This is a genomic window from Enterobacter sp. A103 (assembly GCF_034427535.1).
GTDB classification, from domain to species: Bacteria; Pseudomonadota; Gammaproteobacteria; order Enterobacterales; family Enterobacteriaceae; genus Enterobacter; species Enterobacter asburiae_B.
On sequence record NZ_JAXQPQ010000012.1, the window covers coordinates 1 to 18,553 of the forward strand.

The following is an 18,553-nucleotide window of genomic DNA, read 5'->3' on the forward strand; positions in this document are numbered from 1 at the left end:
GACTTGGTATTCATTTTTCGTCTTGCGACGTTAAGAATCCATGTCACTTTGAGTGCCCACACAGATTGTCTGATAAATTGTTAAAGAGCAGTGCAACGCGGCTTTCGCTCACCGTTGCGAGGTCCCGTATATTACGTTTTCCTCATTCAGAGTCAAGCGATTATTTTTGCTTTTCTCTGCAGGTGTTCATCTCTGAACCCCGCTAACCCGGCGGCCTGTAAGCCGTTGTTCCGTGTCAGTGGAGGCGCATTATAGGGAGTTCTCAGACGTTGACAACCCCTCTTTTAAAAAAAACTTTCAACCGTCTCTTTTTTGCTCAAAACCGTGCTACAGCGCCAGTTTTTCGAGCGTTTCAAAGCCATAACGGCGTAAAACGGGTAAAAGTTGCTCAGTCTCTTTCGTGATGGCCATACAAAACGCGATATTCGCATCGGTAGATTTCGCATCCGGCGCTTCATGCTCCAGCAGCCAGGCCGTACGACGGGCGATAGCCGCACCGGAATCCACCAGGCGCGTCCCCTCCGGCAATACCTCTAATAGCTCTTCCTGTAATAGCGGGAAGTGAGTACAGCCCAGCACAACGGTATCCGGAGGCTCTGGCATCCGCAGCCACGGACGAAGAATACGACGCAGCTCGTCGAGTGATACCGCCTTTCCATGCAGCTTCGCTTCAGCCATCTCCACCAGCTCAGCCGAACCCAGCATCGCAATCTGGCATTCGTTGGCAAAACGGTCGATCAGTTCGCGGGTATAAGGACGCTTTACCGTGCCTCGCGTTGCCAGCAGACCCACAATGCCGTTCGCCGTCAGGCGCGCGGCTGGCTTTATTGCAGGAACGACGCCCACAACCGGGAACTGGAATTTTTCACGCAGGGCGGGAAGAGAAACGGTGCTCGCCGTATTACAGGCGATGACGGCCAGCGCAAGGGGATAGCGCTTTTGTACCGCGGTGACGATTTCAACCACACGCTCAACAATAAAATCTTCGCTCTTTTCCCCATACGGGAAAGCGACGTTATCGAAGGCGTAGATGTAATGGAGATCCGGCAGGAGATGCCGAATCTCATCATAGACCGAAAGCCCACCGACGCCGGAATCAAACACCAGCACGGTGGGACGCGGATTAGAAGGTGTAGCTGCCAGACAAGGTGTATTCCCGTCCTGCAGTTTGGTAGCCATAAACTGTCTCGTAATCTTTATCGAACAGGTTGGCTATTTTACCACGAACTGTGAGATGTGAGGTGACAGGATACGAAACTGCGACATCCCACAGGCTGACACCGCCCATTTTTACTTTCTCAGACGGATAAGCACCAAAGTCAGTGTCGTAACGCGTACCGAGATAGTGATAAGTCAGGCTCCAGTCGAAATCATAGATCTGCGTGTCGAGCTGATATTTCACCTGCTGCTTAGCACGACGGTCCAGAAGTTCGTTGGTTGCGGCATTACGGGCATCCACATAGTCGTAGCCAACAGTATGCGTCAACGGACCCGTATCAAACGATGCTGTCGCTTCCACACCTTTAATGCGCGCTTTACCGACGTTGTAATATTGCTGAAGGTTATTATCGAAGTCGATGAGATTATCGACGTCATTACGGTAGCCGGAGACGCGCCAGCTCACGCCCGCCGTCAGGCCTTCAAACGCACCTTCCCACTGCTTGCTCTCTTCGGGATCAAGATGGTCATTGCCATAGAAACCATAGAGTTGACCCAGATTCGGTGCTTTATAGGCCGTACCATAAGAAGCAACGAAGCGGTAACCCTCCACGAACTCCCAGGCCGCACTACTTTGCCAGGTGCCATGGCGACCGAACTGAGAGTTGTCATCGCTGCGAACCGCTCCTTCCAGAGTGAAGTCACCAAACTGCTGCAACCCGGTCAGGTAAACGCCGGTGTTACGCAGGTCGTAGCCGTTGGTCACGTAGTTTGTACCCGGCTCGGTGCTCTGCTTCTGCCAGTCAACGCCCGCGCCAATGTTTCCATGGCCAACATCAACGGAGTTCAGCCACTGGACGTTGTACTGCTTGATTTCATCCAGTGTGGCTGTCGAATCGTAGCGGCCCAAATTTGGGTCGTAGTTATAGTCCTTGCTGTGGCTATAGCTGGTGAGCAGCTGTGAATGGAAGATGTCATCGTTGAAGCGCAATCCTGCATCCCAGGTCTGACTATAGAGCTGGCGGGTATCGACCAGTACGTCAGGGGTAAATGAACTGTAGTAACCGTCGTAGGCAGTACGGTTGCTGTAGCCAAAGCCGCGAACAAATCCGCTCCACTGCTCCGAGAATGCGTGATCCAGTGCACCATAGAGCGTTTTATTCATAAAGCCGTCGCGATCGGTCTGGGCAAGGCCACCATTGTTGCCGTCCGCAACCACATCAAACCCTTTGGTATAGGTGTAATCACCCGCAAGCGTGACGCGCGTGCTGTCGCCCAATGTTTGCTGAGTACTGCCGCCATAATTCTGGTAACCATGCGACCCTACACCTGCATTCAGCGTGGTACCGTCCTTCGCGCGAGTGGTAATAATGTTTACGACTCCGCCAATCGCGTCCGAGCCGTATACCGCCGAACGCGGTCCACGAACATATTCGATACGCTGCACCAGGGAGATCGGGAACTGGCTGAGATCGGACGACCCCGTAACGCCCGCCTGGTTAAGGCGGATCCCATCAACAAGGATCAGGACATGGCTGGAGTTGGTGCCACGTATAAAGAGAGAAGAGAGTTGCCCCATCCCGCCATTTTGCGCCGTATCCACGCCGGGCAGGCGACGCATAACATCAAGGACTGAGGTTGATTGCCAACGGTCAATATCGGCACGCGTAACAACGGAGGTTGCAGCCAGAATAGTTTTTTCAGGTTGTTCAAAACGATTTGCCGTCACCACCAACGAGTCGGCGCTATCCTGCGCCCAGCCCGAAAATGCCGTGACGGACAACGCCGTCAACAGCGATACTTTTTTAATCATTGTTAAAGCATCCACAATATAAGAAGGATGCCGCAGGCCTCATCGATAGCACGCGATGATGAAACCAAATGCGACGTGATCCCGGCAGGTCTTCGGGCTAGGTGGCTATATAAGGATGAAGACTTCCCATTTTCACAGTGTCTACAACACTCATCCCGCCAGACTTTACCGCTGCGCGTCAGCTCCAGATTTACACTGGATTCCCTTTTCACTCTCAGGAGACCGGAAACAGAATGCTACAATTAGACACGTATGGATGTCCAGACAGCTATTGCCCATTAAATCTGGACATCCCCTGAACAATGCCTACAATCCCCGCGTAATTCTTTATCACTCAGGACGCATCATGACCCCAGAACACCTCCCGACAGAACAGTACGACGCGCAGCTGGCAGAGAAAGTCGTCCGCCTGCAAAGTATGATGACGCCTTTCAACGCGCCCGTTCCCGAGGTGTTCCGCTCTCCCGTCAGCCACTACCGCATGCGCGCCGAGTTCCGCATCTGGCACGACGGTGACGACCTGTACCACATCATTTTCGATCAGCAGACGAAATCCCGTATTCGCGTGGACAGCTTTCCGGCGGCGAGCGAGCTCATTAACCAGTTGATGACGCTGATAATGGACGGCGTGCGCAACAATCCGGTACTGCGTAACAAGCTGTTCCAGATTGACTACCTGACCACGCAAAGCAATCAGGCGATTGTCTCCCTGCTGTACCACAAAGCGCTCAATGACGAGTGGCGCGAGCAGGCAGAAGCGCTGCGCGATGCGCTGCGCGCGCAGAACATCAACGTTCACCTGATTGGCCGCGCGACAAAAACCAAAATCATGCTGGATCAGGACTACATCGACGAGCGCCTGCCGGTGGCAGGTAAAGAGATGGTGTATCGTCAGGTCGAGAACAGCTTCACCCAGCCAAACGCTGCGATGAACGTGCAGATGCTGGAGTGGGCGCTGAAGGCGACGGAAGGGTCAACGGGCGATCTGCTTGAGCTCTACTGCGGTAACGGCAACTTCTCGCTGGCGCTGGCGCGTAATTTCGATCGCGTTCTGGCAACGGAAATCGCCAAGCCGTCGGTGGCTGCCGCGCAGTACAACATTGCCGCTAACCATATCGATAACGTGCAGATCATTCGTATGGCAGCGGAAGAGTTCACGCAGGCCATGAACGGCGTTCGCCAGTTTAACCGCCTGGAAGGGATCGATTTGAAAAGCTACCAGTGTGAGACGATTTTTGTCGACCCGCCGCGCAGTGGCCTGGACAGCGAAACCGAGAAGATGGTGCAGGCGTACCCGCGTATTTTATACATCTCCTGTAACCCGGAGACGCTGTGCAAGAACCTCGAAACATTAGGCCAGACGCACAAGGTTGAACGTCTGGCGCTGTTCGATCAGTTCCCGTATACGCACCATATGGAGTGCGGCGTTTTACTTACCGCACGGTGATCTGTAGGCCGGATAAGCGTAGCGCCATCCGGCGTTTTTGGCAGGTGGCGCTTCGCTTACCTGCCCTACAAATAATTCATTACTCCGGTAACTGGCTCTTACGGCTACGCATGCGCGAGCCAATCCAGAACACCAGCGCCACAGACAGTACCGCAGGGAAGAAGTTAGAGCCGATATCCGGATACTCCGCGCGAACCACCGTGCTATACAGCAATACGCCCAGAATAAAGCAGGCAGCGGCCAGCCCCGGTAACCCCACCGGCATGGTGCGGTTCAGGTAACGTTGATGCAGGCAGTAAACCGTCAGCACCAGCGCTATAAGCGGGAAAATCGAAAATGGAACAATTGAGCTAAAAATAGCGGCAAACGTACCATTAATGGATAAGCCAGCGATCAATGCCAGCAACAGCGTCCCTTTATCCTGACCTGACTGTTTCATTACTCACCTTCACTCTTCGGTTTGATGTGCCAGTTTCTCTTGTTCACGGCGATACCAGTAATACGCGCCTTTGGAGATCATCCTGAGCTGCAATACCAGCCGCTCTTCGAGCTGCTTGCGTTGTTCAATGCTGACATCCAGCGCTTCGGCACCCGCGCTGAAAACAATCGTCACCATCGCCTCGGCCTGTGCTTCAGTAAACGCACGCGGCATATGGTTTTCGAGTTCAAGATAGTCGGCAAGTTCCGCGATGAAGTGCTGAATTTCACGCGCGACGGCGGCACGAAACGCCGCCGATGTGCCCGAACGCTCGCGCAGAAGCAGACGAAACGCGTTGGGGTTATTGCCGATAAATTCCATAAAGGTCGATACGGAGGTGCGGATCACGCTACCCCCTTTGGCGATACGCTGACGCGCCTGCCGCATCAGCTGGCGCAGCATCAGACCGCTCTCGTCGACCATGGTCAGGCCCAGTTCATCCACATCACGGAAATGACGATAGAAGGACGTTGGCGCAATCCCGGCCTCGCGTGCGACTTCGCGCAGGCTCAAACTGGCAAAACTCCGCTCAGCACTCAGTTGACTGAATGCGGCTTCCACCAGCGAACGCCGGGTTTTCTCTTTTTGTTGTGCTCTTACGCCCATCACGATAGTTGAATCCTTCCAAAGGCCTGATGGCACTATACCAGAGAATAAAATTAATCTGTTTGCCTGGCTTTGTGAATGATTGTTTACGTGCGGTTTGTGCTCCACTGCCCGAAAAAAGCACAACGATAATTGGGTTACTCTGGCAATGATGTTATGATTCTGTTGCTTTTATGTATAAGAACAGGTAAGCCTTACCATGCCACATTCCTACGATTACGACGCAATAGTTATTGGTTCCGGCCCCGGCGGCGAAGGTGCTGCTATGGGTCTGGTGAAACAGGGAGCCAGAGTAGCGGTCATCGAGCGCTACCATAATGTCGGCGGCGGTTGCACCCACTGGGGCACCATCCCTTCGAAAGCCCTCCGCCACGCCGTTAGCCGCATTATCGAATTTAACCAGAACCCTCTTTACAGCGACCACTCCCGACTTCTTCGTTCATCCTTTGCTGACATCCTGAATCACGCGGATACCGTTATTAACCAGCAGACACGCATGCGTCAGGGATTTTATGAGCGTAATCACTGTGAAATTTTGCAGGGCAACGCGCATTTTGTGGATGAACACACCCTGGCACTCGAATGCCACGACGGTTCGGTTGAAACCATCACGGCTGAAAAATTTGTGATCGCCTGCGGCTCACGCCCTTACCATCCGGCCGACGTAGACTTCTCGCATCCGCGCGTTTACGACAGCGACTCGATTCTGAGCCTGCACCATGAGCCTCGCCACGTCATTATCTATGGCGCAGGGGTCATTGGTTGCGAATATGCGTCGATCTTCCGCGGAATGGACGTCAAAGTTGACCTGATCAACACCCGTGACCGCCTGCTGGCGTTCCTCGATCAGGAGATGTCGGACTCTCTCTCCTACCACTTCTGGAACAGCGGCGTGGTGATTCGCCACAACGAAGAGTACGAGAAGATCGAAGGCTGCGACGACGGGGTGATCATGCACCTGAAGTCCGGTAAGAAGCTGAAAGCAGACTGTCTGCTGTACGCCAACGGTCGTACCGGCAACACCGATTCACTGCAGCTGGAAAATATCGGGCTTGAAACCGACAGCCGCGGTCAGCTGAAGGTCAACAGCATGTATCAGACCGCCCTGCCGCACGTTTACGCGGTCGGCGACGTGATTGGCTACCCAAGCCTGGCCTCAGCCGCTTACGACCAGGGACGCATCGCCGCACAGGCGCTGGTAAAAGGCGAAGCGACGGCGCACCTGATCGAAGATATTCCGACGGGGATCTATACCATCCCGGAAATCAGTTCAGTCGGCAAAACCGAGCAGCAGCTGACGTCAATGAAGGTGCCTTACGAGGTGGGTCGCGCACAGTTTAAACATCTGGCGCGGGCGCAAATCGTGGGGATGAGCGTGGGAACGCTGAAGATCCTGTTCCATCGCGAAACGAAAGAGATCCTAGGCATTCACTGCTTTGGTGAACGCGCGGCGGAAATCATTCATATCGGCCAGGCGATAATGGAGCAGAAAGGCGGTGGTAACACCATTGAGTACTTCGTTAACACCACCTTTAACTACCCGACCATGGCGGAAGCCTATCGGGTAGCTGCGCTGAACGGCTTAAACCGCCTGTTTTAACGCGCTGTCGAAATGGCCATCCATCGAACCACGGATGGCCTCTGCCAGCTGCTCATAGCGGCTGCGCAGCGGTGAACCCGGACGATACACCAGGCCGATAGTGCGACGCGGCTCCGGCTTAATGCACGGCAGATAAACCACGCCATCACGCTTACGCTCGCGCGGCACGGCCAGCGCAGGCAGCAGCGTAATACCGCTTCCCGCCGCGACCATATTACGCAGCGTTTCCAGGCTGGTTGCGCGGAAATGGGTATCCTCATCCGCACCCGCTTCGAAGCAGAAGCCCATCGCCTGATCGCGCAGGCAGTGGCCATCTTCCAGCATCAGCAGCTTTTCACCGGCCAGATCGGCCATCGGTACGCGATCGCGGTTCGCCCACGGGTGATCTTCATAGATCGCCAGCATCATCGGCTCATCGAACAGCGGCACTTCAATAAAGGCTTCACTCTCTTTCACCAGCGCCAGAATGGCGCAGTCGAGCTTGCCGCTGTCTAACTGCGCCAGCAGCTGATGGGTTTGCGCTTCATGCAGGTACATTTCGAGTTTCGGGAACGTCTGGTGCAGCATCGGAATGATGTGCGGCAACAGGTACGGGCCAACGGTTGGGATCAGGCCGATATGCAGCGGGCCGGACATCGCCTCCCCCTGCTGGCTTGCCATTTCCTTGAGCACTTTGACCTCGCGCAGCACGGTGCGCGCCTGATCCACCAGCAGAAGACCTGCCTGTGTGAACAGAACCTTACGACTGGTGCGCTCCAGCAGCATCACGCCCAGCTCGTCTTCCAGCTTGCGGATCTGACCGCTCAGCGTGGGCTGGCTGACGTGGCAGGAATCTGCCGCGCGGCGAAAGTGACGATGCTCGGCTAACGCTACCAGGTATTCAAGATCACGAATATTCATTATTCATCCTCCGTCGCCACGATAGTTCATGGCGATAGATAGCATAGCAACGAACGATTATCCCTATCAAGCATTCTGTTGAATAATACACCACATAGACGAGGCGGCACGTGTTTGACCCTTGACGTCCCCGCACCGTCAGCGAGTTTCTCTCAAAACTCGAACAACTAAAGCCAACGTGAACTTTTGCGGACCCCGTGGTCCGCTTTTTTTTTGCGTAAAAAAGCCCGGGGATAAAAGCAAAATGGCAACCGAAGTTGCCATTTTTCGTGTTTACTCCCTCTCCCCGTGGGAGAGGGCCGGGGTGAGAACACCAGCCCGCACGGTTCAAACCAACCGGTTTTTCGCATCCGCTATCGCCTGCGCCACCTGCTTAGGCGACACGCCGCCTTTCGCGGCACGTTTATCCAGGCAAGACTGCAGCGCAAGGATCGGATACACATCATCCCCGATAACCGCGCTGAACTTCTGCAGGTCGGCCAGCGCCAGATCTTCCAGCGGTTTACCCTGACGAATGGCTTCCACCACCGCTTCACCCACAATGTGGTGCGCTTCACGGAAAGGTACGCCTTTCGCCACCAGATAATCCGCCAGTTCGGTAGAGTTCGCATAGCCCTGCTGCGCCGCTTCCTGGCAGCGCGGACGTTTCACCTGAATGCCGTCCAGCACCAGGGCGCCCATATGCAGACAGTCCAGCCAGGTGTCGAGCGCGTCGAACAGCCCTTCTTTGTCTTCCTGCATGTCTTTGTTATACGCCAGCGGCAGCCCTTTCAGGGTCATCATCATGCCGGTCAGCGCGCCCTGCACGCGGCCACATTTGCCGCGGATCAGCTCCAGCGCGTCCGGGTTTTTCTTCTGCGGCATCAGGGAGGAGCCTGAGGTCACGCGGTCGGAGAGCTCGACGAAGCCCGCTTCGCCAGAGTTAAAGAAGATCAGGTCTTCGGCAAAGCGCGACAGATGCACCATTCCGATAGACGCATTGGAGAGCAGCTCCAGCACGTGGTCGCGGTCGGACACGCTGTCCAGGCTGTTACGGGTGGCGGAAGCAAAGCCCAGCCAGCCTGCCAGCTGCTCACGGTCGATTTCATACGCCGTACCGGCCAGCGCGCCGCTGCCCAGCGGGCTGACGTCCAGACGCTTCAGGGTATCCTGCAGACGGCTTTCGTCACGCGCCAGCATCTCGACGTAGGCCAGACACCAGTGCGCGAAGGTCACCGGCTGGGCGCGCTGCAGGTGGGTATAACCCGGCATCACCGCGTCCTGGTTGTTCTGCGCGGTCTCTACCAGCGCGCTCTGCAGCTGACGGTTAGCCGCCAGCAGTTCGCCAACGGTATCTTTGCACCACAGCTTAAGATCGGTGGCGACCTGGTCGTTACGACTGCGGCCGGTATGCAGCTTTTTACCTAGCTGGCCGACTTTGTCGATAAGTTTGCCTTCCACCCAGCTGTGAATATCTTCAGCATCGCTTTCGAGGATCTGCTGCGGGTTAAGACGCACCTCTTCCAGCAGATTGTTCAGCGCCTCTTCCAGCCGTAATTGTTCGTCGGCGGTCAGTACGCCTACCGTTACCAGCGCCCTGGACCAGGCCACAGAGCCGACAATATCCTGTTCGGCCAGGCGGTAGTCGAAGCGCAAAGAGTCGTTGAACTGTTTGAACCGCTGATCCGCTGCCTGTGTAAAACGCCCACCCCAAAGTGCCATAACATGCTTCCTTAAATATCTTTGAATTTCATTGCCCGGTGGCGCTGCGCTTACCGGGCCTACAAAACATTAAATCGATTACGCCAGAATACGCGTGCCAATCGGCGTGCCGTTAAACAGCGCCGGCAGTTGTTCCGCGTGACGCCAGGAGGCGATATCCACCGGGCGGCCCAGCGTGCGTGCGGCATCCAGCGCGGCGTTCACTTTGACGATCATGCCGTCGGTAATAATGCCCTGGGCAATCAGCTGCTCGGCTTTCTCAGCCGTCATTTCCGCAATGCGCTGGCCTTTGCCGTCCAGAATGCCGCTCACGTCGGAGAGCAGGATCAGATCCGCACCCAGCGTTGCCGCCAGTGCCGTCGCCGCCTGGTCAGCGTTGACGTTCATCAGCTCGCCCTCTTCGGTCACGCCGATAGAGCTCACCACAGGCAGGAACCCCCCTTCCAGCAGCGTGTTAATCAGCTTAGGTGAACCCGGCTGCGCCAGTCCAACGTGGCCGAGCTCTTCGTCGAGCTGGGTCACTTTTACGCTGTCGCCATCGCCCAGATAGAGGCCGACGGACGCGATGTGGTGTTTCTTCGCCCACGCCAGCAGCGTTTTGTTCGCCGTACCCGCCAGCGCACCGGTAATGATGTCAATCTGGTCAGCTGGCGTGACGCGCAGGCCGTTCTTCTTTTTCACCGGCAGGTTGAGCCCTTTCATCAGCTCATCCACCACGCAGCCGCCGCCGTGCACAATCACCAGCGGACGCTGGTGTGATTCGCGATAGTTCACCAGCGCGGTAAACAGACGCTCCAGCGCTTCTTCGCTGTCCAGCAGTACACCACCGAGTTTGATAATTAATGGGTTCATCATCACACCTTAAATAAGAGCCTGCGTTTCCGGGAAACCGAAACGAATATTTGCACACTGCATTGCCTGTGCGGCAGCGCCTTTGAGTAAGTTATCTTCTGCGGCGACAACGATGAGATGCTCGCCCTGCACGGCAAAGCCGATGTCGCAGAACGGCAGGCCGACCACGTTTTTCAGCGCCGGCACGCCTTTATCGTACAGGCGCACCAGCGGTTTATCCGCATACGCCTGCGTGAAGGCCTCGTTCACCTGCTCTTTGGTCACGCCCGGCTTCAGACGGCAGGTAATGGTTTCGAGGATACCGCGCGGGAAGCTGCCCAGATGCGGCGTGAAAATGACGTCCGCGCCCAGATGCGTTGTGATTTCAGGGTGATGACGGTGATTAAACACGCCATACGGCTGAAGGCTCACTTCGCAGAAGCTGTTGGAAATAGCGGCCTTGCGTCCTGCACCGCTCACGCCGCTGGTGGCGTTGATCACCGGCCACTGGCTCAGATCCAGCAGGCCTGCGTCGATCAGCGGCTTCAGGGAAAGCTGCGCCGCCGTCGGGTAGCAGCCCGGAACGGCAATCAGGTCCGCTTCTTTCAGTTTATCTGCGCTCCACTCCGCCAGTCCGTACACCGCTTTTTCCAGCAGTTCCGGATGCTGATGGGTGAAACCGTAATATTTTTCGTAAAACGCACCGTCGTTCACGCGGAACGCGCCGGAAAGGTCGAAGACCACGCAGCCAGCCGCCAGGAACTGCGGCGCCAGGTCGTGGCTGACCTCGTGCGCGGTGGCTAAAAACACCACGTCGACGCCGTCGGTAAACTCGCTGATGTCAGACATGGGCTGCAGCGGCAGATCGACAAGACCCTTAAGCTGCGGATGCAAATCGGAAATTAACTTTCCTGCATCATTGCTTTGCGCTGACACGGTCAAAGCGGTTATGGTCATATGTGGATGGCGATTCACGTAGCTTACAAGCTCTGCGCCCGCATAACCGCTAGCGCCTACAATCAGCGTATTCAACATCGGGTTCCTTTATGCTCAACGTTAATGTATTTTTATTCACATTTATTGCATGAATATTGATACTATCACGACCTAAGGTGTGTCAACAATGAAAATGAACTTACCGCCATTTATCGAGATCTACCGCGCCCTGATTGCCACTCCGTCCATCAGCGCAACGGAAGAAGCGCTGGATCAGAGCAATGAGTCTTTAATCAATCTGCTGGCGGGTTGGTTTAGCGATCTTGGGTTTAACGTTGAGGTTCAGCCCGTTCCCGGAACACGCCACAAATTTAACCTGCTCGCCAGCACCGGAACCGGTGCGGGCGGCCTGCTGCTGGCCGGCCATACCGACACCGTGCCGTTTGACGATGGCCGCTGGACGCGCGATCCGTTCACCCTGACCGAGCACGACAACAAGCTCTATGGTCTGGGCACCGCCGACATGAAAGGCTTCTTCGCCTTTATCCTCGACGCGCTGCGTGACGTGGACGTGACGAAGCTGAAAAAACCGCTCTACATCCTGGCGACCGCCGACGAAGAAACCAGCATGGCGGGCGCGCGCTACTTCTCTGAAAATACGTCGATTCGCCCGGATTGCGCGATCATCGGCGAGCCGACGTCTCTGCAGCCGATCCGCGCGCATAAAGGCCATATCTCTACGGCCGTGCGCGTGCTGGGTCAGTCCGGCCACTCCAGCGACCCGGCGCGCGGCGTGAACGCCATCGAGCTGATGCATGACGCCATCGGCCGCATCATGACCCTGCGCGACGATCTGAAAGAGCGCTACCACTACGACGCGTTCACCGTGCCGTATCCGACGCTGAACCTCGGCAGCCTGCACGGCGGTGATGCCTCCAACCGTATCTGCGCCTGCTGCGAACTGCATATGGACATCCGCCCGCTGCCGGGCATGACGCTGAGCGATCTCGACGGCCTGCTGAATGAAGCGCTGGCTCCGGTGAGCGAGCGCTGGCCGGGCCGCCTGACGGTCTCCGAACTGCATCCGCCGATCCCGGGTTACGAATGCCCGCCGGATCATCAGCTGGTTGAGGTGGTGGAAAAGCTGCTCGGTGAGAAAACCGATGTGGTGAACTACTGCACCGAAGCGCCGTTTATTCAGACGCTTTGCCCTACGCTGGTCCTGGGCCCCGGCTCCATCAACCAGGCCCACCAGCCGGATGAATATCTGGAAACCCGCTTCATCAAGCCAACACGCGAACTGATTACCCAGGTTGTGCATCACTTCTGCTGGCATTAAAACCGCACCGAAGAGTCCCCTCTCCCAGTGGGAGAGGGTCAGGGTGAGGCCAACAAATCGCATGATCTCCGTCACATTCCCATAAGCATCTCTTATCTGACGCAATGCGAATTAAATTTCGTAAATTGCCCGCATTTATTCGTTTGCTGAACCGTTTTCGCAGCAATTGACGACGGGGGTTTTACGTGGCTTTATAAAGGGAGATGACAAAATAATGTCCAGATGATTTTCGCCTGGGCATAAACAAAAATGATGGGGTGACTGGGTTTTTATGAACGAACAATATTCCGCGTTGCGTAGTAATGTCAGTATGCTCGGCAAAGTGCTTGGAGATACCATCAAAGACGCGTTGGGGGAGAACATCCTCGACCGCGTTGAAACCATCCGCAAGCTGTCTAAATCTTCCCGTGCCGGTAACGAGGCCAGTCGTCAGGAGCTGCTCACCACCTTGCAGAACCTCTCTAACGATGAGCTGCTGCCCGTTGCACGCGCATTCAGCCAGTTCCTGAACCTGGCTAACACCGCTGAGCAATACCACAGCATTTCGCCAAACGGCGAAGCGGCAAGCAACCCGGAAGTCATTGCCCGCACCCTGCGTAAACTGAAAGACCAGCCAGACCTCAACGAAGCCACCATCAAAAAAGCGGTGGAATCGCTTTCGCTGGAGCTGGTGCTGACCGCACACCCCACTGAAATTACCCGTCGCACCCTGATCCACAAAATGGTGGAAGTGAACAACTGTCTGAAGCAGTTGGATAATAAAGATATTGCCGACTACGAACGCAACCAGCTGATGCGCCGTTTGCGCCAGCTGATTGCCCAGTCCTGGCACACCGATGAAATTCGTAAGCATCGTCCAAGCCCGGTCGACGAAGCCAAATGGGGCTTTGCGGTGGTGGAAAACAGCCTGTGGGAAGGGGTGCCTAACTATCTGCGCGAGCTGAACGAACAGCTGGAAGAGAACCTCGGCTACCGCCTGCCGGTCGACTTCGTTCCGGTCCGCTTCACCTCCTGGATGGGCGGCGACCGCGACGGCAACCCGAACGTGACCGCGGAAATTACCCGTCACGTCCTGCTGCTGAGCCGCTGGAAAGCGACCGACCTGTTCCTGAAAGACATTCAGGTGCTGATCTCCGAGCTGTCGATGGTTGAAGCGACGCCGGAACTGCGCGCGCTGGCCGGAGAAGAAGGCGCCAGCGAGCCGTACCGTTTCCTGATGAAGAAACTGCGTGGTCAGCTGATGGCCACTCAGGCCTGGCTGGAAGCGCGTCTGAAAGGTCAGCGCCTGCCAAAACCAGAAGGTCTGCTCAGCCAGAACGAACAGCTCTGGGAGCCGCTGTATGCCTGTTATAAATCACTGCAGGCCTGCGGGATGGGCATCATCGCTAACGGCGAACTGCTCGACACCCTGCGCCGCGTGAAGTGTTTCGGCGTGCCGCTGGTGCGTATCGACGTACGTCAGGAAAGTACCCGTCATACCGAAGCGCTGGGCGAACTGACCCGCTATCTCGGCATCGGCGACTATGAAAGCTGGTCCGAAGCCGACAAACAGGCCTTCCTGATCCGCGAGCTGAACTCGAAGCGCCCTCTGCTGCCGCGCAACTGGGAGCCAAGCAACGAAACCCGCGAAGTGCTCAACACCTGTAAAGCGATCGTGGACGCACCGAAAGGATCGGTGGCCGCCTATGTGATCTCCATGGCGAAGACCCCGTCCGACGTGCTGGGCGTTCACCTTCTGCTGAAAGAAGCGGGAATCGACTACGCCCTGCCGGTCGCCCCGCTGTTTGAGACCCTCGACGACCTGAACAACGCCAACGACGTCATGACCCAGCTGCTGAATATCGACTGGTACCGCGGCTTTATTCAGGGCAAACAGATGGTGATGATTGGCTATTCTGACTCCGCGAAAGATGCGGGCGTGATGGCGGCATCCTGGGCGCAGTATCAGGCGCAGGACGCACTGATCAAAACCTGCGAGAAAGCCGGTATTGAGCTGACCCTGTTCCACGGACGCGGTGGCTCGATTGGCCGTGGCGGCGCGCCTGCACACGCAGCGCTGCTTTCACAGCCGCCGGGAAGCCTGAAAGGCGGCCTGCGCGTCACCGAGCAGGGCGAGATGATCCGCTTCAAGTACGGTCTGCCGGAAGTGACCATCAGCAGCCTGTCGCTCTACACCAGCGCGATCCTGGAAGCAAACCTGCTGCCGCCGCCGGAGCCGAAAGCATCCTGGTGCCATATCATGGACGAGCTGTCTGATATCTCCTGCGATCTGTACCGCGGCTACGTGCGTGAAAACAAAGATTTCGTTCCTTACTTCCGCTCGGCCACGCCTGAGCAGGAGCTGGGTAAACTGCCGCTGGGCTCACGTCCTGCGAAGCGTCGCCCGACCGGTGGCGTAGAGTCTCTGCGCGCGATCCCGTGGATCTTCGCCTGGACGCAGAACCGCCTGATGCTGCCCGCCTGGCTGGGTGCCGGTGCCGCGCTGCAAAAAGTGGTGGAAGACGGTAAACAGAACGAACTGGAAACCATGTGCCGCGACTGGCCGTTCTTCTCTACCCGTCTGGGCATGCTGGAGATGGTCTTCTCGAAAGCTGACCTGTGGCTGGCGGAATACTACGACCAGCGTCTGGTGAAACCAGAGCTGTGGGCGCTGGGTAAAGAGCTGCGCGAACTGCTGGAAGGCGACATCAAAGTGGTACTGGACATCGCCAACGACTCACATCTGATGGCGGACCTGCCGTGGATTGCCGAGTCTATTCAGCTGCGTAACATCTACACCGACCCGCTGAACGTCCTGCAGGCAGAGCTGCTGCACCGTTCGCGTCTGGCGGAAGAAGAAGGTAAAGAGCCGGATCCGCGCGTTGAACAGGCGCTGATGGTGACGATTGCGGGCGTTGCTGCGGGTATGCGTAACACCGGCTAATACTCTATGCCCGGCGGCGCCGCGCTTGCCCGGACCTGTGACTGGTAGGCCGGGTAAGCGTTAGCGCCACCCGGCACATTTCGGTAGTCTTCTCATGCATTCCGATGTCACCCGAATCCTGGCAGACCTGGTAAACCGCACGCTACCGCTGGGCCAGATTCATTTCTCAGCGCTGTCTGAACAGCATTCCCGAACATCTCCCTGCCTCGTCATTACCCTTGATGCCCCCTGTGAGGCGATATTTTCATCCTTTGGACACTTAACGCATCCATCGTCTAACGCCCTGAGCATACATTTCGGTAAGCAGCTGCTGACTATCGAGTTACAGCATGACAATACGCTTGTGCAGCAGCTCCAGGTTGCCCGCCGCGGTCCGCGAACGGGTGCTTTTCTTCTGCAGACGCTAACCGAATTACAGATGCAGCCGGATGAGCAAGAGACCGCGATACTGGTGGTATTAAGCTTGCTCAGCCACTGCCGGGATCTGCTTGGCAGCGATATCCACACCGCCAGCCGCAGCCGCGCCCTGTTTGAGGCCATTCGCCGCTTCATCGAAGAACATCACGCTTCGGCGTTAACCCGTGAATCCGTCGCGCAGGCGTTCTACGTCTCGCCGAACTACCTTTCCCACCTCTTTCAGAAGATTGGCAACGTGGGGTTCAACGAATACCTGACCCAAACGCGACTCGAACACGCGCGCCAGCTGCTCAAAGGCTACGATCTTAAAATCAAAGATATCGCCGCACGCTGTGGGTTTACAGACAGCAATTACTTCTGCCGTCTCTTTCGCAAGCACACCGAACGCTCTCCTTCCGAATATCGTCGCCAGTATCACAGCGAGCTGACCGTCAAAAAATAGCATTGTGATCGCTCTCGCACTTCGCTAAGGACATTACATTTGTCCAGTATTTGGCAAAATTGGCCTGTATCCGCCCTGCTCGCCCGCGCCTTATCCTTTGTTCAACCTTTCTGACTTAAGGAAAAATAATGGAACTGTACCTGGATACCGCCAACGTGGCGGAAGTTGAACGCCTGGCGCGGGTCTTCCCCATTGCGGGCGTCACTACCAATCCGAGCATCGTTGCCGCCAGCCGTGAATCCATCTGGGACGTGCTGCCGCGTCTGCAAAAAGCCATCGGGCCGGAAGGCACGCTGTTTGCTCAAACCATGAGCCGCGATGCCGAAGGGATGGTGGCGGAGGCCAAACGTCTGAGTAACGCCGTCCCGGGCATCGTGGTGAAAATCCCGGTGACGGCTCAGGGGCTCATCGCGATTAAGGCATTGAAAAAAGAGGGGGTTACCACGCTGGGGACCGCCGTTTACAGCGCGGCACAGGGCCTGCTCGCCGCGCTGGCAGGCGCGAAATATGTGGCGCCGTACGTAAACCGCGTTGACGCGCAGGGCGGTGACGGCATTCGCATGGTCCAGGAGCTGCAATCCCTGCTGGAACTGCACGCGCCGGAAAGCAAAGTGTTGGCCGCCAGCTTCAAAACGCCGCGGCAGGCGCTGGACTGCCTGCTGGCGGGATGCGAGGCAATCACGCTTCCCTTAGACGTAGCGCAACAAATGCTCGGCACGCCAGCGGTAGAGTCAGCCATAGAGAAGTTCGAGCAGGACTGGAAAAACGCGTTTGGTAACCTCAACCTCTAAGGGAGAACTGTTATGGACCGTATCATTCAATCGCCGGGAAAATATATCCAGGGCGCTGATGTGCTTACCCGTCTCGGCGACTATCTGAAACCCCTGGCCAATCGCTGGCTGGTCGTCGGCGATAAATTTGTGCTGGGTTTTGCCGAAGAGACCCTGCGTCAGAGTTTTAAAAAAGCCGAACTGCACGCCGAAATCGCGCCGTTTGGCGGCGAATGTTCACAAAATGAAATCGATCGGCTGAAAAAGCTGGCAGACAGCGCCGACTGCCTGGCGGTGCTGGGTATCGGCGGTGGTAAAACGCTCGATACCGCCAAAGCGCTGGCCCATTTTATGGACGTGCCGGTCGCTATTGCCCCGACAATCGCCTCCACCGATGCGCCGTGCAGCGCCCTTTCGGTCATTTACACCGATAGCGGTGAGTTCGATCGCTACCTGATGCTGCCGCAAAACCCGAACATGGTAATCGTCGATACCAAAGTGGTCGCGGGCGCGCCGGCACGCCTGCTGGCCGCCGGGATTGGCGATGCGCTGGCAACCTGGTTTGAAGCACGCGCCTGCTCGCGCAGCGGCGCAACCACCATGGCGGGCGGCAAATGTACGCAGGCTGCACTCGCGCTGGCCGAGCTGTGCTACAACACGCTGGTTGAAGAGGGTGAAAAAGCCATGCTGGCCGCGGAACAGCATGTGGTTACACCGGCGCTGGAACGCATTATCGAAGCCAACACCTATCTCAGCGGCGTAGGCTTTGAAAGCGGCGGGCTGGCGGCGGCACACGCTATTCATAACGGAATGACGGCGGTACCGGACGCGCACCACTTCTATCACGGTGAAAAAGTGGCGTTTGGCACGCTCACGCAGCTGGTGCTGGAAAACGCGCCGGTAGAAGAAATAGAGACCGTCGCCGCGCTTTGTCACAGCGTTGGGCTGCCGATCACGCTGGCACAGCTAAATATCAAAGAGGATATTCCGGCCAAAATGCGTTTGATCGCGGAAGCCTCCTGTGCCGAAGGGGAAACTATCCACAACATGCCCGGCGGCGTAACGCCGGATCAGGTATATGCGGCGCTGCTGGTGGCCGACCAGTATGGGCAGCGGTTCCTGCAGGAGTGGGAGTAAATAGCGTGAATAAAAATCCCCGCATCAGCGGGGATTTTTTTGCCCTAGGCCGGGT

At 56.6% G+C, this 18,553-nt stretch carries 15 protein-coding genes and 1 riboswitch; of the genes, 7 read left to right on the forward strand and 8 right to left on the reverse strand.

Going from position 1 to position 18,553, the window contains the following annotated elements; translation table 11 throughout:
- Nucleotides 1-327 precede the first annotated feature (327 nt).
- Nucleotides 328-1,179 (reverse strand): glutamate racemase, encoded by an 852-nt coding sequence (gene murI / locus SPH27_RS20540; RefSeq protein WP_023309660.1) that lies wholly within the window; start codon nucleotides 1,177-1,179, stop codon nucleotides 328-330.
- Nucleotides 1,124-2,971: a TonB-dependent vitamin B12 receptor BtuB gene (gene btuB, locus SPH27_RS20545; protein WP_039264233.1), complete on the reverse strand. Its 1,848-nt coding sequence runs from the start codon at nucleotides 2,969-2,971 to the stop codon at nucleotides 1,124-1,126. The genes murI and btuB overlap by 56 nt, the downstream gene beginning before the upstream one ends.
- A gap of 65 nt (nucleotides 2,972-3,036) precedes the next feature.
- Nucleotides 3,037-3,213: riboswitch (cobalamin riboswitch) on the reverse strand.
- A 104-nt stretch (nucleotides 3,214-3,317) separates the two neighbouring features.
- Here btuB and trmA point away from each other — a divergent pair.
- Nucleotides 3,318-4,418, forward strand: a complete 1,101-nt coding sequence (trmA, locus tag SPH27_RS20550) for a tRNA (uridine(54)-C5)-methyltransferase TrmA (RefSeq protein WP_047653051.1) — start codon at nucleotides 3,318-3,320, stop codon at nucleotides 4,416-4,418.
- Nucleotides 4,419-4,497: 79 nt separating this feature from the next.
- Here the strand turns inward: trmA and SPH27_RS20555 are convergent, their stop codons facing one another.
- Together SPH27_RS20555 and fabR are read right to left on the reverse strand one after the other, a co-directional pair.
- The gene (locus SPH27_RS20555) at nucleotides 4,498-4,857 is read right to left on the reverse strand and encodes a YijD family membrane protein (RefSeq protein WP_008501783.1); all 360 of its coding nucleotides are present in this window, start codon (nucleotides 4,855-4,857) and stop codon (nucleotides 4,498-4,500) included.
- A 9-nt stretch (nucleotides 4,858-4,866) separates the two neighbouring features.
- The gene (gene fabR / locus SPH27_RS20560) at nucleotides 4,867-5,505 is read right to left on the reverse strand and encodes an HTH-type transcriptional repressor FabR (protein WP_008501784.1); all 639 of its coding nucleotides are present in this window, start codon (nucleotides 5,503-5,505) and stop codon (nucleotides 4,867-4,869) included.
- 196 nt (nucleotides 5,506-5,701) lie between these two features.
- Between fabR and sthA the strand changes: the two genes are divergently transcribed.
- Complete coding sequence (gene sthA, locus SPH27_RS20565; protein ID WP_008501785.1) at nucleotides 5,702-7,102, forward strand: Si-specific NAD(P)(+) transhydrogenase; 1,401 nt, start codon at nucleotides 5,702-5,704, stop codon at nucleotides 7,100-7,102.
- Here sthA and oxyR read toward each other — a convergent pair.
- The 4 genes from oxyR to argC all read right to left on the reverse strand — a co-directional run bounded on the left by oxyR (nucleotide 7,085) and on the right by argC (nucleotide 11,569).
- Nucleotides 7,085-8,002: a DNA-binding transcriptional regulator OxyR gene (oxyR, locus tag SPH27_RS20570; protein WP_023309664.1), complete on the reverse strand. Its 918-nt coding sequence runs from the start codon at nucleotides 8,000-8,002 to the stop codon at nucleotides 7,085-7,087. The two genes, sthA and oxyR, sit on opposite strands and share 18 nt — an antisense overlap.
- A gap of 327 nt (nucleotides 8,003-8,329) precedes the next feature.
- On the reverse strand, nucleotides 8,330-9,703 hold the full coding sequence (gene argH, locus SPH27_RS20575; RefSeq protein WP_069303419.1) for an argininosuccinate lyase: 1,374 nt from the start codon (nucleotides 9,701-9,703) through the stop codon (nucleotides 8,330-8,332).
- Nucleotides 9,704-9,781: 78 nt separating this feature from the next.
- The gene (argB, locus tag SPH27_RS20580; protein WP_090420882.1) at nucleotides 9,782-10,558 is read right to left on the reverse strand and encodes an acetylglutamate kinase; all 777 of its coding nucleotides are present in this window, start codon (nucleotides 10,556-10,558) and stop codon (nucleotides 9,782-9,784) included.
- Nucleotides 10,559-10,564: 6 nt separating this feature from the next.
- A complete protein-coding gene (gene argC, locus SPH27_RS20585) occupies nucleotides 10,565-11,569 on the reverse strand; it encodes an N-acetyl-gamma-glutamyl-phosphate reductase (RefSeq protein ID WP_182072168.1) in 1,005 nt (334 codons plus the stop codon).
- An 88-nt stretch (nucleotides 11,570-11,657) separates the two neighbouring features.
- Between argC and argE the strand changes: the two genes are divergently transcribed.
- From argE to gldA, 5 genes are all read left to right on the forward strand, one after another.
- Nucleotides 11,658-12,809: an acetylornithine deacetylase gene (argE, locus tag SPH27_RS20590; protein WP_023309677.1), complete on the forward strand. Its 1,152-nt coding sequence runs from the start codon at nucleotides 11,658-11,660 to the stop codon at nucleotides 12,807-12,809.
- 271 nt (nucleotides 12,810-13,080) lie between these two features.
- Nucleotides 13,081-15,732, forward strand: coding sequence for a phosphoenolpyruvate carboxylase (gene ppc, locus SPH27_RS20595; RefSeq protein ID WP_023309665.1), 2,652 nt, complete (start codon nucleotides 13,081-13,083; stop codon nucleotides 15,730-15,732).
- A gap of 94 nt (nucleotides 15,733-15,826) precedes the next feature.
- Nucleotides 15,827-16,591 (forward strand): helix-turn-helix transcriptional regulator, encoded by a 765-nt coding sequence (locus tag SPH27_RS20600; protein WP_182072170.1) that lies wholly within the window; start codon nucleotides 15,827-15,829, stop codon nucleotides 16,589-16,591.
- 128 nt (nucleotides 16,592-16,719) lie between these two features.
- Entirely contained in the window at nucleotides 16,720-17,382 is a 663-nt protein-coding gene (fsa, locus tag SPH27_RS20605) for a fructose-6-phosphate aldolase (protein WP_048978885.1), read from the forward strand.
- Between the two features lie 12 nt (nucleotides 17,383-17,394).
- Nucleotides 17,395-18,498: a bifunctional L-1,2-propanediol dehydrogenase/glycerol dehydrogenase gene (gene gldA / locus SPH27_RS20610; RefSeq protein ID WP_182072172.1), complete on the forward strand. Its 1,104-nt coding sequence runs from the start codon at nucleotides 17,395-17,397 to the stop codon at nucleotides 18,496-18,498.
- The last annotated feature ends 55 nt before the right edge of the window (nucleotides 18,499-18,553 follow it).